General features: G+C 59.1%; 16 protein-coding genes. 11 read left to right on the top strand and 5 right to left on the bottom strand.

Annotated features, from left to right (window positions below):
* The first annotated feature begins 159 nt into the window (after positions 1-159).
* Positions 160-1,305: a sensor histidine kinase gene (locus SIAM614_RS23700; protein ID WP_006938484.1), complete on the top strand. Its 1,146-nt coding sequence runs from the start codon at positions 160-162 to the stop codon at positions 1,303-1,305.
* Positions 1,306-1,348: 43 nt separating this feature from the next.
* Complete coding sequence (locus SIAM614_RS23695) at positions 1,349-2,038, top strand: LytR/AlgR family response regulator transcription factor (RefSeq protein ID WP_006938483.1); 690 nt, start codon at positions 1,349-1,351, stop codon at positions 2,036-2,038.
* Positions 2,039-2,140: 102 nt separating this feature from the next.
* Here SIAM614_RS23695 and SIAM614_RS23690 read toward each other — a convergent pair whose 3' ends face one another.
* Complete coding sequence (locus SIAM614_RS23690; RefSeq protein ID WP_006938482.1) at positions 2,141-2,473, bottom strand: hypothetical protein; 333 nt, start codon at positions 2,471-2,473, stop codon at positions 2,141-2,143.
* Between the two features lie 27 nt (positions 2,474-2,500).
* The gene (locus SIAM614_RS23685) at positions 2,501-2,947 is read right to left on the bottom strand and encodes an SRPBCC family protein (protein ID WP_006938481.1); all 447 of its coding nucleotides are present in this window, start codon (positions 2,945-2,947) and stop codon (positions 2,501-2,503) included.
* A 50-nt stretch (positions 2,948-2,997) separates the two neighbouring features.
* Between SIAM614_RS23685 and SIAM614_RS23680 the strand changes: the two genes are divergently transcribed.
* The 3 genes from SIAM614_RS23680 (at position 2,998) to SIAM614_RS23670 (ending at position 5,243) form a co-directional block, all read left to right on the top strand.
* A complete protein-coding gene (locus tag SIAM614_RS23680; RefSeq protein ID WP_006938480.1) occupies positions 2,998-3,375 on the top strand; it encodes an ArsR/SmtB family transcription factor in 378 nt (125 codons plus the stop codon).
* Between the two features lie 131 nt (positions 3,376-3,506).
* Positions 3,507-3,800, top strand: coding sequence for a hypothetical protein (locus SIAM614_RS32150; RefSeq protein ID WP_157140039.1), 294 nt, complete (start codon positions 3,507-3,509; stop codon positions 3,798-3,800).
* 264 nt (positions 3,801-4,064) lie between these two features.
* The gene (locus SIAM614_RS23670) at positions 4,065-5,243 is read left to right on the top strand and encodes a PAS domain-containing protein (RefSeq protein WP_006938478.1); all 1,179 of its coding nucleotides are present in this window, start codon (positions 4,065-4,067) and stop codon (positions 5,241-5,243) included.
* Between the two features lie 42 nt (positions 5,244-5,285).
* Here the strand turns inward: SIAM614_RS23670 and SIAM614_RS23665 are convergent, their stop codons facing one another.
* Positions 5,286-6,200, bottom strand: a complete 915-nt coding sequence (locus SIAM614_RS23665) for a PhzF family phenazine biosynthesis protein (RefSeq protein WP_006938477.1) — start codon at positions 6,198-6,200, stop codon at positions 5,286-5,288.
* A gap of 85 nt (positions 6,201-6,285) precedes the next feature.
* Between SIAM614_RS23665 and SIAM614_RS23660 the strand changes: the two genes are divergently transcribed.
* Positions 6,286-7,215, top strand: a complete 930-nt coding sequence (locus SIAM614_RS23660) for a LysR family transcriptional regulator (RefSeq protein ID WP_006938476.1) — start codon at positions 6,286-6,288, stop codon at positions 7,213-7,215.
* Positions 7,216-7,291: 76 nt separating this feature from the next.
* Here SIAM614_RS23660 and SIAM614_RS23655 read toward each other — a convergent pair whose 3' ends face one another.
* Both SIAM614_RS23655 and SIAM614_RS23650 read right to left on the bottom strand, forming a co-directional pair.
* Positions 7,292-8,035, bottom strand: a complete 744-nt coding sequence (locus SIAM614_RS23655; protein ID WP_006938475.1) for a response regulator transcription factor — start codon at positions 8,033-8,035, stop codon at positions 7,292-7,294.
* A complete protein-coding gene (locus SIAM614_RS23650) occupies positions 8,032-9,270 on the bottom strand; it encodes a GAF domain-containing sensor histidine kinase (RefSeq protein WP_157140038.1) in 1,239 nt (412 codons plus the stop codon). Before SIAM614_RS23650 ends, SIAM614_RS23655 begins: the two co-directional genes overlap by 4 nt.
* 257 nt (positions 9,271-9,527) lie before the next feature.
* Between SIAM614_RS23650 and SIAM614_RS23645 the strand changes: the two genes are divergently transcribed.
* The 5 genes from SIAM614_RS23645 to SIAM614_RS23625 are packed head-to-tail and all read left to right on the top strand — an operon-like array spanning position 9,528 to position 14,839.
* Positions 9,528-10,544, top strand: a complete 1,017-nt coding sequence (locus SIAM614_RS23645; RefSeq protein ID WP_006938473.1) for an ABC transporter substrate-binding protein — start codon at positions 9,528-9,530, stop codon at positions 10,542-10,544.
* Between the two features lie 42 nt (positions 10,545-10,586).
* Positions 10,587-12,038: a sugar ABC transporter ATP-binding protein gene (locus SIAM614_RS23640; RefSeq protein WP_006938472.1), complete on the top strand. Its 1,452-nt coding sequence runs from the start codon at positions 10,587-10,589 to the stop codon at positions 12,036-12,038.
* On the top strand, positions 12,035-12,976 hold the full coding sequence (locus SIAM614_RS23635; protein ID WP_006938471.1) for an ABC transporter permease: 942 nt from the start codon (positions 12,035-12,037) through the stop codon (positions 12,974-12,976). Before SIAM614_RS23640 ends, SIAM614_RS23635 begins: the two co-directional genes overlap by 4 nt.
* Entirely contained in the window at positions 12,969-13,931 is a 963-nt protein-coding gene (locus tag SIAM614_RS23630) for an ABC transporter permease (RefSeq protein ID WP_006938470.1), read from the top strand. Before SIAM614_RS23635 ends, SIAM614_RS23630 begins: the two co-directional genes overlap by 8 nt.
* A complete protein-coding gene (locus tag SIAM614_RS23625) occupies positions 13,928-14,839 on the top strand; it encodes an SMP-30/gluconolactonase/LRE family protein (RefSeq protein ID WP_006938469.1) in 912 nt (303 codons plus the stop codon). The genes SIAM614_RS23630 and SIAM614_RS23625 overlap by 4 nt, the downstream gene beginning before the upstream one ends.
* Positions 14,840-14,866: the final 27 nt, after the last annotated feature.

Genomic DNA, 14,866 nt, shown 5'->3' with positions numbered 1-14,866 from the left:
GGTATTTTTGATCTTTTTCAGGAGGCACTATGGTTGCCGGTTCATGAATTTCACTGCAAATTCGATGAACCTGCTGAAATCTTCGATGAAGTTGTCAGCCGCTCCGACATGGCTATCCTATAGTGAGCAAAGTCATTTCCAACTGAGATCGCCTTAAACATGCTGTTAGACGAAGCCCATCCGGGCAAGGTGCGCGGGACCTTCGCGACAACAGAGGTCGTTCGAAACCCGCAAGAAGCAGGCACGCTTCGTTCAGGCGAAAGCCTGCAGCCCGAGACGGAGCATCTCTTCTGGAAACTGCAGATCGGCGGTTGGCTGTTCATCGCCATTTACGGTTTCTTCGCGCGGATGGTGACGTTTTCCGACGTCAAGCTCGCTCTCACGTTGACGCTTTCGATGGACACCGTCGGCTTTCTGCTCACAAGCGCGGCGCATCTTTATTTCTTCCGTAGAGTTCAGCGGCTCATCACGATACCGGTATTTCTGGCAGCCGCGGCGTTCTCGCTCATCGGCGGCACCATGCAGATGGGTGTGGCATGGGTGATCCGTGACACCTTCTTTCCCGATGCGCTGCCTTTCAACACGCCCTTGACGCCGGTGGTTTTTTACACCTCTGTTCTTCTCGGCTGGATGCTGGCCTATTTCTGTCTGAGGTCCGATTACGATGCGCGCATTGCGCGGCTGCGGCAAAGCGAGGCTCTCGCGGAAACCACGCGGTCGGAACTTGAACAATTGCGGCTGCAACTTGCGCCGCACTTCCTGTTCAATGCGCTGAATTCCGTTGCATCGGAAATTCATGAAAGGCCGGACACGGCCCTTGAAATGGTGCGGGAAATCGCGGGGTACCTGCGCTATTGCCTCAACCAGCAGCGGCGCGACCTTTGTCCGCTTTCGGAGGAAGTGGAGGCGATGAATGCCTATTTGCGGATCCAGGAAATTCGCTTCGAGGACAAGCTTCAATGCACTGTAAGCGTTGATGAATCCGTCAGGAACACGATTGTTCCGCACATGATGCTTCAGGGGCTGGTTGAAAATGCGGTCAAGCACGGGTTGAAACATCAGTCCAGCCAGATCGATATCCAGGTGACCATCCGCGAGTTGGACAGCTACGGCATCGAGATTGCCGTTACCAATTCGGGCGAGATTTCAGAAACGGATCCGACGCGAAAGTCCATCGGCCATGCAAATCTCAGAAAACGCCTGCAGCTTCACTATCCAGACAAGCATGAATTCAGTCTCAGCGAACATCAGGGAACCGTGATCGCCCGCATCCTGCTGAAAGGGTCTCGGCATGTTTCCGTGTAGTCCTGGTCGACGACGAACCCTCCGCCAGCGCGGGCTCAAGCGCATGCTTGCCGACTTTTCCGACGTTTCGATTGCCGGGGAAGCGGGTGATCTCGTATCCGCACGGCAGTTGATGCGGGAGGTTCGCCCGGACGCGGTGTTCCTGGATGTGGAGCTGACCAACGGCAAGGGCTTCGACCTTGCAGCGGATCTGCCGCCCGAAACCTTCGTGATCGTCGTCAGTGCGTATGATCTTTATGCAATCGAGGCCTTTGACGTTGCGGCGCTCGACTTTCTCGTCAAACCGGTCAAGCCGGAGCGGCTGGAAACCGCAATCGGCCGCTTGCGCGACAGGTTGCCGGACCGTCCGTCAGCGCCGGATAAATCCGGCGCGCAAGCCCAGGAAGCGGTTACAGACCGCCTTCAGCTCAAGACCAGCTCGGCTTCGATCCTCGTTTCCTACGACGCAGTCTCCTTTCTGCGGGCAGAAGGGGACTACACGCGGATATATCTGGAAAACGGCCAGCACCATCTGGCAACCGGACTGCTGCGCGTCTTCGAAACGAAACTGCCGTCACCGCCGTTTCACCGTCTGGACCGCTCCACCATCGTGAACAGCGCACAGATTCAGCGTGTCAACTGGCAGCTATCCGGGCGCAGCACCATCCACTTCACCACCAATGCCCATGTCGTTGAAATCGGCCGTCCCGCTTCAAAACGATTGCGGGCCATCCTGGGATCACGTGCGAGATGACAGCCTGAAGGAAGACGACAATGCTTGCCGGCTTACGGAAGCCTCTCCGCCTTTGCGCTGCCGTAGGAGCGATGGCCGCTGCCTTGATGCGTTGTGTGACCCTCAGGCATTCTTGCGCAGAAGAATGACGGTCCCGGCTGGGTCGCAGGTCCAGTGACCGGTGACGCCGTCCAACGGTTCCAGCTCGTCGCGTCTGGGAGTTCCCAAGGCTGCCAGCGCAGTTTCAGGCGCGTCGTCGAACAGTTCTATCCACACGTCCGTCTGGCTTTGATGCGGCACCCGGTCGATCCACAAGGTCATCGATCCGAAGGAAAATCCGGTACTGTTTTCCAGTTCCCGCGTCACCTTCAATCCCACTTTGTCCCGGTAGAACGCAACGGTTTCGTCCCACCTGTAGAGGGGCACCTTGATTGCGATGTTTTTGCCAGGTTCCATCCTTGACCACCTCTCGCAGCATGATCCCTATTTATAAAATCCGTCCCGAAGCCTGATGCCGTGTTCGAGCCAGACCTTCATTGCGCAGAGCATTCCCGTCCAGCCTTCGCAATTTCCCAGGCAGGATTTCAAACCCGTGTCGGTTCCTGGCCAACCGTATTCGCTGATGCGAACATAAGTGCGCCCGTCTTCAAGGGCTTGAAAGGTGATGGTCACCGTCGTCCAGGTTCCAGGCGCGCCATCTGCTTCCCATTGCAGGACGATCTTTTCGTTTGCCACCACTTCCTGCACCCGCACAGGGAAGGCGCCGGGAAAGTCGTGAAAATCCCATGTGACCTCGGTTCCTGGCTCGATGCGGCCACGCGCGCCGCCAGTGGTGAAGAATTCCGAGAGCTGGTCCGGGTTGACGACAGCTTCAAACACCTCAGCGATAGGTTTTGATATCCGCCCGCCAACAGTGAATTTGAGGTCCATCGCAGTGTTCCTTATTGCCTCTCAGAGAGATTATGTTATATAATTATAACATGTCAACAGACGATCAGGATGACGCGCTTTTCAAGGCGCTAGGCCACAGGGCCCGCAGACACATTCTCGACCTTTTGAAGAACGGTCCGCAAACCACCGGCCATCTGTGCGAAGCCATACCGCAGATGGATCGCTGCACCGTGATGCAGCATCTCAAAGTTCTTGAAAAAGCCGGCCTGGTGGTGGTTGAGCGGCGTGGGCGGGAACGATGGAACCACCTGGATGCGCTTCCTATCCACGGGGTGCATGAGCGCTGGATCGGTCCATACGCTGCTTATGCAGCAAATATGCTGGGCGCTCTCCGCAAGAACGTGGAAACAGGCGGCAAGACGCCAGTGAGGGCAGAAGGTGGCAGTGACGACAGCGCAAACGGGTGACGTGTCACTGGCCGGTACATGCGCCCTTTGAGGCGGGGCACTTGCTGCGGAAGCTTTCTGGAAGGGGAAATCACCCCTAGCGCTTACGCTTGATCGGCACTGCGCGACAGACAGCAGACCCTGGCTTCGGGATGGCACTGCGCAGTGCCGGACAAATCGATCTTGGTTCCGATGAGATAAAGCGGAAACGCTCTTCCAAGCGTTTGAATCCAGTAATCAATTTCCAGATTATCAAGATTATTGCAGGTCTTGCAATAACTGCTGAGCGTATATCCCTTTTCCTGCAAATCCTCGAGCGTCGTGCAGTGACTCGTGTCCAAAGGCTCAAGAATTCTGACGTTGCAAGACATTTGGGCGCACCGTTGCTATTGGCTCAAGCAGTTTCAATGCCTTGTTTTTTTGATTTTAGGCGATGGGGCACTTGAAAGCAGGTCTTGTTTTACGTGTGTTGCGAAGTGATCTCAATTCGGGGGACTACTTAAGTATAATTCGAAATAATGATCGTGCTCCGCTGTACGTTCGTTTTTGCAAGCGGATAAGCGGCATTTTCGGGCCAATCGATGTGACACCGGACTTTTTTCGTCATTTTGGCATCGATGAACCGGTTTCAATTAGAAGGATTCAGCCTTTCTTCAGCTTTGGGTTGCTCAATGATCTGATGCAGTTGGCGCCAATCACGAAGTCGCAGCATGCCTACAGAAGTCAACGTTCTCATTCGGTCCATGCGTCAGCTCGTTCCCAACCCGGAAACGAGCGCCATTCTGACGGCCATGGGTGTTTCCTACTGGGCGTATGACCCTGTTGCCGAAGAGCTGTGCTGGCAAAGAACGGATCCGACGTCGGTCAGAGGATATCGTCTGGCAAAACTGTCGATTCACAAGGCGCTCCATTTCTACATTCAACGGGACAGAACCCGCTTTCTGCAGGTGATTTCCAACGCCGTCGAGCATGGTCTGTCCCAGACCACCCGCGTCACCATGAAAGCGGATGGCAGTTACAAGTCCTATGATCTGGTTGCTTCCCGAATTTCAGGCAAACCGGCGTTTCTGATCATCGGACTGATGAAGGAGTGCCTGCCGGAAGCGCCTGTCAACGCGGAACTGCCGGACATCCTGGAGAACCTGTCCAACGTCTTCATTTCCAACGCCAGTGCGGTGCTGATTACGGACACCAAGGGTGTGGTCCGGTCCGCCAATCGCCAGTTCCTGAAACTCTTTGGCATCAGTAACGCCAAGCAGATCATCGGCCGGGATGCCAGAACGATCCCCAATTACATCGGCAAGAAGCTCGCTTCGGCATTCACCGATATCCTAAGAAGCAGTCTTGCTGCGCAGGGAACGCTGAAACTGCCTCAGGCGGCAGGGGAGCCTGTCGAAGTCCTTTACGATCTGCATCCGATGGCGCTCGACAATCCAAACGGCGGTATCATCTTCGCTGGCGAACTTGCGGCCCATTCGATGGAGATCTCGGCCTCTGAAGTTCTGGATGCGGTGCCGACGCCCATTCTGGTTGCCGATCTGGATTCCCGCCGGATCAAATACGCCAACAAGGCCGGGCGCGGCGAACTTGGCCTGTCCGCGAGGCAGATCGGCACCGAGCGGCTTTCCGACACGTTGATGAGCGCGAACGATGTGCGCGATCTTACCCTTGTCCTCGACAAGGTCGGCTGGGATGCCGGCCGGGTGTGGCAGGTTCAAAGCCACATCGGCCTCAAACGGCATTACCGCATTCGTACCTGCTTCATCGGCAAACAGTCGGCCCGGCAAATCGTGCTCGAGTTTCTTCCAGTCCGGCTTGAAAAGGACAAACCCGGCAATGAGAAGGCTCAGAACTTCTTTACGCGTCTGCTGGACATGAGTTTCAACTGAAACGGCGGCCGTTGTGCGCCAAACCTTGCCGGTCGGTTGCCGTCAGATCGTGACGATCATTTCCTCCATGACGGATCCGTAACCACCCGCCATCAGGCCCGTGATGTTGCCATCCTCAAGGTCCAGCTCAACGGTTATGACACTTGGCGAAGCCGGGGTCATGAAGTGACCCTGTTCAATGACGAACCGTGATTTCTTCTCGTCGAGCAGGTCATAAAGCAGGCAGGCGAGGGGACCTGCTGCCATGCCGGTGGCTGATTCCTCTTCGATTGCATAGCGCGGTGCGAACATGCGGGTGGTGGCGTCGGCCTGTGTCGCGCTCCGATCGGAGGTGAAGACGTAGTATCCGATCAGGTCCAGCCTGGTGCTGATGTCGTTGATCTTCTGCTGGTCCGGTGCGATCTCATTCAGGACAGCGGCATCGCGGACGGCAACGACAACAAAGCTGTTGCCTGTGTTCACGAGCACCGGTCGCAGGCGCTCATCCAGGTCGCCTTCCTTCAGACCGAGCGAAGCCAGAACCTCGGCTTCACTAACAGCGCGGTCGGCCCAGGCGAGGCTCTGTTCATATTTCGGGGCGAGCTGTTCCATGTAGGCCGCACCGTTCTTGATGACGATCTTTCGGGGGCCATCGACGGTTTCCTTAGAGGTTACACCCTCCCGCACCTTGCCCAGTTCGGCCATGTAGCTGAAGGTCGCGATCGTCGCATGGCCGCAATGGGCAATCCGTCGGTTTGGCGTGAAGAAGTCCAGCTTGAAGCCCTCTGTCGCCGATTTCGACACGAAGGCTGTTTCAGACAGCCCGATCTTGCCGGCAATAGCCAGCATGTCCGCTTCCGACAGGTTGTCAGCGTCCAGAACGACGCCCGCCGGATTCCCGCCAAAGGCGTCCGAGTCGTTCTGGCGGGTCACGAACCCGTTCACGATGCGGGCAATAACTTCTTTTGCGCCATTCATTTCATGCACCTTTCCATCATTAACTGGACACAAGAATGATGTCGGATTATTGCTACTTCAATGCCTGAATACATGAGTGAGATTCATGAATGAGCGGGACGACCTGCAAAGTCGCCTGATGCTGAACGCAGTGCTGCTCAACGCCATTGCGGAAGAGGGAAACTTTTCCCGGGCGGCCGTTGCACTTGGGCTGGAGCAATCGGCTGTCAGCCATCGCATCAAGTCTCTGGAAGCCGCGCTCGGCATCCGGCTTTTCGAGCGGACGACCCGGCGGATCGTACCCACTGAAGCGGGACGGATCGTCTGCGCCGCCGCCAAGCGCTGTCAGGAGGTCTGGGATAGTGCGTTGTCCCGGATAGCGGACGTAAGGACCTCCAGAACCATCCGCCTGTCCGTGTCGTCTTCGCTTGCCATGAAATGGGTCATCCCGGCCCTCCACCGTGCACAGGCCGCTGGTCTCGATCTGGTGGTCGACGTGGAGGACAGGCTTGTTGACCTGCACGCGGGCGAAGCCCAGGCAGCAATCCGCTACGGTGCCGGGCCCTATCCCGGTTTTCACGCCGAAGCGTTGTTGACCGCACATCTCGTTCCGGTTGCCCGGCCCGGTCTGTTGAAAGGGCAGATGACCCCTGGCGGGCCGGGGGCTGCCCTTCTTGCCGACCGGGCAGGCATGTCGGACGGCACGGGCTTCAGTTGGAACGACTATTTCAAGGGTAGGAACTGGATGGAACCGCCGGCAAGGCCTCTCAGCTCCTTCGCCCGGGCGGATCTGGCGATCCAGGCTGCCATCAGCGGCATGGGTGTCGCGCTCGGACGGACACTTCTAGTCGAAAACGACATCGAGGCTGGGTTTCTGGAGGTCGTCGGTGAGCCTGTCGCATCCAGATCGAAATACTGGCTGGTCACCACACCCGCCTATGCCGGCACGGAAGGATATCGGGACCTGCGCGCCTGGCTTGGCAGTGAGGTCGAGATGGCGCGGGCCCAGTTCAGGCAATTGATCGCCGGGCTCTGAGCGCGGTCACTCTTCAGGGTCTATCCATCAGGCTCCGCCCGGTTCCGCGGTGAGGCTTATGCGCCGCGCTGCTGCTTCAGCGCACCTTCTCGATCTGGTCGTGGTAGGTATCCAGCCACTTCTGCAGGTCCCGCTCGGCGCTCTCCAGGCTTTCGGCGTTGATGGCGCGCAGGTTCAGGGCACGCGTGATGGCGCGCGTCCGCTTGTTGATCGCAAAGTCGGCGGGAACTGTTTCAAGATTGTCGACGCCCAGTTTGTCGTAGAGCGACAACAATCGGTTCTGGACCGTGCGCAGCGACAAGCCTTGCCGCACGGCGATGATCTTGTCCGACAGGCCGAGGGCCATGTCGAGAAGTACCGCATATTCGCTGTCGGTGAGTGTGTCGTGGGTGCGGATGTGGCGTTGCTGAACCCGGTGGATTTCCTGATCCACCACAATCTGGGATTCCAGGAACACGCCGCGCAGCGCCAGATGAAGCCGCTCCTGCGTGGCGGTCTTCAACACGTAGCCATAGGAAGTTTCCTGAGGCACGATCCGCGCAATGCCGCGCAAATAAGCCTCGTCGGAATAGTTGGACCAGAACAGGATGCGTGTCTGCGGGCGTTCGCGCCAGATCGTCCGGGCCGCATCGATGCCGTTGCGCTCCTTCATCTGCAGATCCATCACCACCGACTGAATGGAGTGCTTGCGCGCCAGCAATTCACCTTCAAGGCCGTTGGTCGCGTGAAAGATGTCCTTCACGTCCGGCAACGCCAGTTGCAGGGCTTCGCTCAGGTACCCGGCATGAAATTGATCGTCTTCGACAAGAAGCACCTTCATGCCAGTTCTTCCTCGAAAGTCTGCGGTGCATTCTCCTGGCTGGGGGCGCAGGTCAGCGGCAGCTTCACCGTAATGGTGGTGCCCTCCTTGCTCGACATGCTGAAATCCGCAGCGATCAGCCGGGCCCGTGTGCGCATATGGGCGATGCCGCCTGTTGCCTTGCTGGTCTGCCGACCGAAGCGGGAACCGGGAAGCCCCTTGCCATTGTCCTTGATCGTCATCTGCAGGCCGGATTTCAGGCGCTTCACGGTGACGCCAATCTGGTCGGCGCCGGAATGGCGGGCGGCATTGTTGATGGCTTCCTGGGCAATGCGAAACAGGGCGATGCGGATGGTGGGATCAAGTGTATCGATCAACCCGTCGGTTTCGTCCAGCGTTTCAAGGGACGTGGAAGAGACATCCTCCACAGCGCGCTCCAGGTGTATCCGCAAGGCGTGGGCAAATCCGAACAGATCCAGGATCGTCGGAACGGCGGTGTCGATGATCCGCCGGAGATCGCCGATGCAATGCTGAATGCTGCTGATTACCCGCGCCTTGTCCGCAGCCGTATCCATTTTCTCGACATCCCGCATGATCCGGGTCAGATCTGCCAGGGTCTGGTCGTGCAGATCCATGCCGATACGCTGGCGTTCCTGTTCGAGAACCCGTGTCAGCTCCAGCGCACCTTGCCGCAGGCCTTCCTCGCGGGCCTGGGCTTCCGCACGCACAACAGCGGCGCGCTTGGCTTTTTCGTTGGCGCGCAGGGAATAGAAATAGGGCGCAAGCACATCGGCAATCTGCCTGACGCGTACGACCGTTGCCTCGTCATAGATATCCGGGGTGCAGGACGAACAGTTCAGCGCGCCGATCGTGCGGCCGAGCACCTTCATGGCAACATTCACCCGGCTGCGCAATTTGTGCTTGATGATCGGCTGGGCGAGCGCGCCTTCGTAGGTGTAGCGTTCGTCTTCCATCGCGTTGCCGGTGAGCATGTAGTCCGTTTCACCAAGCAGGATGCTGCGCACGGGCGAGATGACCACAGGGGTGCGCGACAGGCTCCAGCGCGTCTTGATGCCGACTTCGTAACTTGTGTTCCAGGTGACCTTGTCATCGACCAGGCAAACATCCAGGTGATCGATCGGCAGCAGGTTCTCGATCTCGGCCTTGACCGATCTCAGGGCGGCCCGGATTTCCACCTGGCCGGCCAGATGGCTGGAAATGCGCAGCAGCGAGACCAGAGCCGTCGGCTCTGACATCTCTTGATTTTCATTGGCTTCCTGTCGCATGGCAACAACAAGCTCCTCCCGTTTCTTGTTCGCCAGTGTGCGGTACGCCGCCTGCCTCGGCAACCCATCTGTTCGGCGTTCAAGTGCATCACGGTTGCGGGTTCCCGCAACCGTGATGCGTTTCTCCTGCTTTACGCAATTCCTTCTGCTCAGCAATCTGAACCCGGGATGCGTTGGGAGAACCGTGTCCCTTTTTGAAAGACGCCTGTTGGCGTCAGGGAGGAAACATGAACACCAAAGCCAAGCTCTTGGGGGCTGTCGCGCTCGTTGCGGTTGCCCTGCCGGGCCATGCTGTCGCGGACACCGCCGACAAACGTATCGCTCTTTCCAACAACTACGCCGGCAATTCCTGGCGGCAGGCCATGCTGGAAAGCTGGGCCAAAGTTGGCGACAAGGCCGTTGAAGACGGTGTGGTCGCTGCGGCCGACGCATTCACCACATCCGAAAACCAGGCCACCGAACAGGCCGCCCAGATTCAGAACATGATCCTGCAGGGCTACGACGCAATCGTGGTCAACGCAGCCTCGCCCACCGCCCTGAACGGCGCAATCAAGGAAGCCTGCGACGCAGGCATCATCGTCGTTTCTTTCGACGGCATTGTCACCGAACCCTGCGCATGGCGCATCGCTGTCGATTTCAAGGAAATGGGCCGCCAGCAGGTTGAATACCTTGCCGGACACCTGCCGGATGGCGGCAACCTTCTGGAAATCCGCGGTCTTGCGGGCGTTTTCGTGGATGACGAAATCCATGCCGGTATCGAACAGGGCGTTGCGGAGTTTCCGAAATTCAAGATCGTCGGCTCGGTCCACGGTGACTGGGCGCAGGATGTCGCTCAAAAAGCGGTTGCCGGCGTTTTGCCGAGCCTGCCGGAAATCGTCGGGGTCGTGACCCAGGGTGGCGATGGCTATGGTGCCGCACAGGCGATCAAGGCCGCCGGCCGGGATATGCCGATCATAGTGATGGGCAACCGTCAGGACGAAATGAAATGGTGGGCCGAAGCCCGTGACGAAAACGGTTATGAAACCCTGTCGCTTTCCATCGCACCGGGTGTCGGCACGCTTGCGTTCTGGGTGGCCCAGCAGGTTCTCGATGGGGCCCAAGTGCCGAAGGACCTCACCGTTCCTTTCCTGAAGGTGACCCAGGACACGCTCGATGAAACGCTCGCCGCGACACCGGCCGGTTCGGTGGCGAACGTCGAATACAGTCAGGAAGACGCCAAGTCCGTCATTGCTGCTGCCAATTAAGGAGTGACGGAATTGGAAGTGGCAACTGGCGCCGGCAGGTCGATGCCGGATGTCCCGTTGGTTGCCCTATCGGGCGCGTGCGTTCACTTCGGTGCAATGCGCGCGCTCGACGGGGTCAGTCTGACTGTCAGTCCCGGCGAATGTGTCGGTCTGATGGGACACAACGGAGCGGGCAAGTCGACTGCCGTCAACGTGATCAACGGCGGTTTGACACCGACGGAAGGGCACGTTCGGTACGGGAATGAAGATGGCAAGCACGGCACGGGTGCGGCTCGGGCCCGGGCATGCGGTATCCGAAGCGTCTTTCAGGAGCTCTCGCTGTGCCCCAACTTGTCCGTACTGGAAAACCTGAGGGTTCCACATCGTGATCTGACGGGGTTCGGCTGGCGCAAAACCGCAGCGGCGCGGATTGCCGGTGCGCTTGACGAGATCTTTCCGGGGCACCGGATCGAACCGGGCATGATCGTTGGCGACCTGACCCTGGCCGAACGGCAGATGGTCGAGATCGCGGCCGGTTTTGCCAGTGGTCCGACACCGCCGCGCCTCGTCATCCTTGACGAGCCGACGTCGTCGCTTGATGCCTCCATCGCCCGGCAATTGCTGGAGCATGTGCGCCGTTTCTGCGCCAAGGGCGGTGCGGTCATTTTCATTTCGCACATGCTGGGCGAGGTTTTCGAAGTCGCATCGCGCATTGACGTGATGAAAGACGGCAAGATCATCGCCAGCAGACCGGCATCCGAGTTTACGCAGCAGGGCCTGATCGATGCCATGGGACATGTCGCTGCCGAAAAGGCCGCGGCCCGAACCGCCGTGGAAAGCGACCAGCGCATTGGTGGGGAAGTTCTGAAAACCCCTGAAGGCCTCAACGCGCGAAAAGGCGAGATCGTCGGTCTGGCGGGGCTTGCCGGACATGGGCAGGCCGAAGCGCTCGCCCGGTTTTTCATGTCCCGGTCGGGAAAACTCGGACGGGTGAAAGACCCTGAAGTGGCTTTCGTTGCCGGTGACCGCGGCCGGGACGGCGTCATGCCGCTCTGGTCGATCCTTCGAAACCTCACCCTGACCCACCTGCCAAGCCTGACCCGGCGCGGGCTGGTCGACGCGGTTGCGGAACAGGCTCTGGGCGCAGACTGGAAGAAGCGTATCGGCATTCGGACGGACAATCTGGACAACCTCATCCTGTCCCTGTCCGGCGGCAACCAGCAGAAAGTGCTTTTCGCCCGTGCCCTGGCCTCCACCGCGCCCATCGTGGTGATGGACGATCCGATGCGCGGTGTCGATGTCGGCACCAAACAGGAAGCATACGACATGATCCGAACGGAAGCTGCCTACGGGCGAACCTTCCTCTGGTATTCCACGGAAACGGATGAAGTCTGCCAGTGTGACCGGGTGTTCGTGTTCCGAAACGGTCAGATTTCAGCGGAACTGTCGGGGGACGGCATCACGGAAGAAAACATTCTGGCAGCCTCCTTCCAGATGCAGGGAACCGGCGCATGAACGGCAAGTACCGCATTCTGCTTCCGGTTCTGTCCCTGACGGTTCTGCTGGCGGCCGTCTTTTACCTTCAGCCCCGGGCGATGAGCTATTTCGGCCTGAACCTGCTCTTCAATCTCGCCGTGCCCATCGCGCTGGCAACGATTGCGCAGATGATGATCATCATGGTCAACGATATTGACCTGTCGGTCGGGACCTTCGTCAGCTTCGTTGCCTGCGTGACGGCAACATTCCTGAACGACGCACCTCTCTTGGGCGTCGCCATTCTGCTGGCGTCGATCCTTGCCTATGCGGCTATCGGCGCGCTGATTCACATTCGCCAGCTTCCGGCGATCGTGGTCACGCTCGGCATGTCGTTCGTCTGGGGTGGTCTGGCGGTTTTACTGCTGCCTTCGCCGGGTGGTGCGGCTCCGGCGTGGATCCGGACCGTGATGACCGTCAAGCCACCGCTGGTGCCGATGGCGGTGGTGGCCTGCGTCGTCATTGCCGGGCTAACGCATCTTTTGATCATGCGGTCCTCGACAGGGACGCTGTTGCGGGCAGTCGGTGGCAATGCCCAGGCGGTCGCACGCTCCGGCTGGTCTGTCACGAAACTGAAAGCGGGGGCCTATGCGCTCGCCGGTTTCTTCGGTGTTCTCGCCGGAGTGTGTCTCGTCGGGTTGACCACTTCGGCTGATGCCAACATTGCCCTGCGCTACACGTTGCTTTCCATTGCGGGCGTGATCCTGGGGGGAGGGGAGTTTACCGGCGGACGGGTTTCGCCTGTCGGTGCTGTTCTGGGTGCTTTGACGCTTGCCCTTGCCGGGAGCTTCCTGTCGTTCATGCGCCTGTCCCCCGACTGGCAGATCGGCGCCCAGGGCGCCATCCTCATCCTCGTGCTCGCCGTGCGGTTGATCTTCTCCCGCCGCGGACGGAAATGGAAGGGAGCCGAAAATGGATAACTCCCGTCTTTCGACAGTGCTTGCCATCCCCAAGCGCCCCTGGTTCTGGGCGTTCGCGGCCAGTGCCATCGCCTATCTCGCAACCCTTTCGCTGACAGAAGGGCGGGGCGGCGGAGAGCTTCTGTCTGCGGCACTGACCTTTGCTTCCTTCTCGGCCATTGTCGGGCTGGGCCAGATGTTCGTCATCACGCTGGGCCCCGGCAATGTCGATCTGTCGATACCGGCCACCATGACGCTGGCCGGTACCTTGTCTCTCAAGTTCATGGACGGGGCGGCGGATCTCATCTTGCCGGGACTGGCGCTTGCGATTGCCGTTGGCATTTCCACAGGCATCTTCAATTACCTGCTGATCCGTCTGTTGCGGATCCCGCCGATCATCGCGACCCTATCGGCGTCCTTCCTGTATCAGTCGCTGGCGATCTGGTGGAACCGCGGTCTCAGGATCAAACCGCCTGAAGCGCTTGCGGATTTCTCGACCGGTTCCATCGCCGGCTTGCCGAACCTGACGATCATCGGCGTGCTGATCGCGCTGTTGAGCTGGGTGGTTCTGGAACGGTCGATTTTCGGCCGCTGGGTGTCTGCCTTCGGTCAGAACACGCGTGCAGCCCGTTTGAGCGGGATACCGGTGGAGACGGTTAGGGCGGTGACATATGTTCTGTCTGCCGTGCTCGCTTCGTTCACGGGCTACCTTCTGGCAAGTTTCTCGGGAGGGGCTGCGCTCAACATGGGCACGGAATATCTTCTGATTTCCATCGCCGTCGTTGTTATCGGCGGCTGTTCCATCGCCGGCGGCAATTCCAATGTGCCGGGCATCTGGGGCGGGGCGCTGCTGATGTTCCTGGTCGTCTCGATGTTGAATTCCTACGGGTTTGGCGCAGGCGTGCGCCTGATCATGACCGGCGCAATCATTATCGCCATTGTCGCTGCCGCATCCGGAAAGGGCAGATCCGCATGAACAGTTTCTCGTCCCCCTATCAGATCGATGATCCGCGGTTCACAGCCCTGATCCAGAAGAATGCCAGGCTGCGCCAGCTTGCGACCGGTTTCGAGTGGACGGAAGGCCCTGTCTGGTTCGCTGACCAGCAGCTTCTTCTGTTCTCCGATATTCCCGCAAACCGGATGATGCGCCTGACCCTCGACGGCCAGGTCAGCACCTATCGCCAGCCGTCGGATTATGCCAACGGCAACACACGGGACCGCCAGGGACGCCTGGTCTCCTGCCAGCACGGAACAAGGTCGGTGACCCGCACCGAGCTGGACGGCAGCCTGACCGTACTTGCCGACCGTTACCAGGGAAAACGTCTCAATTCGCCCAATGACGTCATTGTCCAGTCGACAGGGGCGATCTGGTTTACAGATCCGACCTACGGCATCTTGAGCGATTATGAAGGCTTCCTGGCAGAGCCGGAACAGACCGCGCGCAACGTCTACCGCATCGACCCCGCAACGGGTGAGGTGGAGGCGATGATCGCCGATTTCACCCAGCCGAACGGCCTGGCGTTTTCTGCGGACGAGCGCGTTCTTTATGTAGCGGAGTCCGGTTCCAGTCACGATCCGGACGTCCCCTCCATCATTCGCGCCTTCAAACTGGACGCCACCGGCCGGATCCTGTCGGACGAGGTGTTCGCCACGATAGACCGGGGCCTGCCTGATGGCATGCGGGTCGACGCCGCAGGACATCTGTGGAGTTCGGCCTCCGATGGTATCCACTGCTTCCACCCGGACGGCACGCGCCTCGGAAAGATCCTGGTGCCGGAGGTGGTTGCCAATCTCTGTTTCGGCGGCGTTCGGGGCAACCGGTTGCTGATCACCGCAACCACGTCGGTCTACGAGATTGCAGTCAACGCAAAATCGGCGATCTGAAGGATCGCCGATAGAAAAACTCCGTGT

Source organism: Roseibium aggregatum IAM 12614 (genome assembly GCF_000168975.1).
In the GTDB taxonomy this organism is placed as follows: Bacteria; Pseudomonadota; Alphaproteobacteria; order Rhizobiales; family Stappiaceae; genus Roseibium; species Roseibium aggregatum.
The sequence above is the reverse complement of the archived record's forward strand: the minus strand, read 5'-3'. Positions and strand labels throughout refer to the sequence as shown.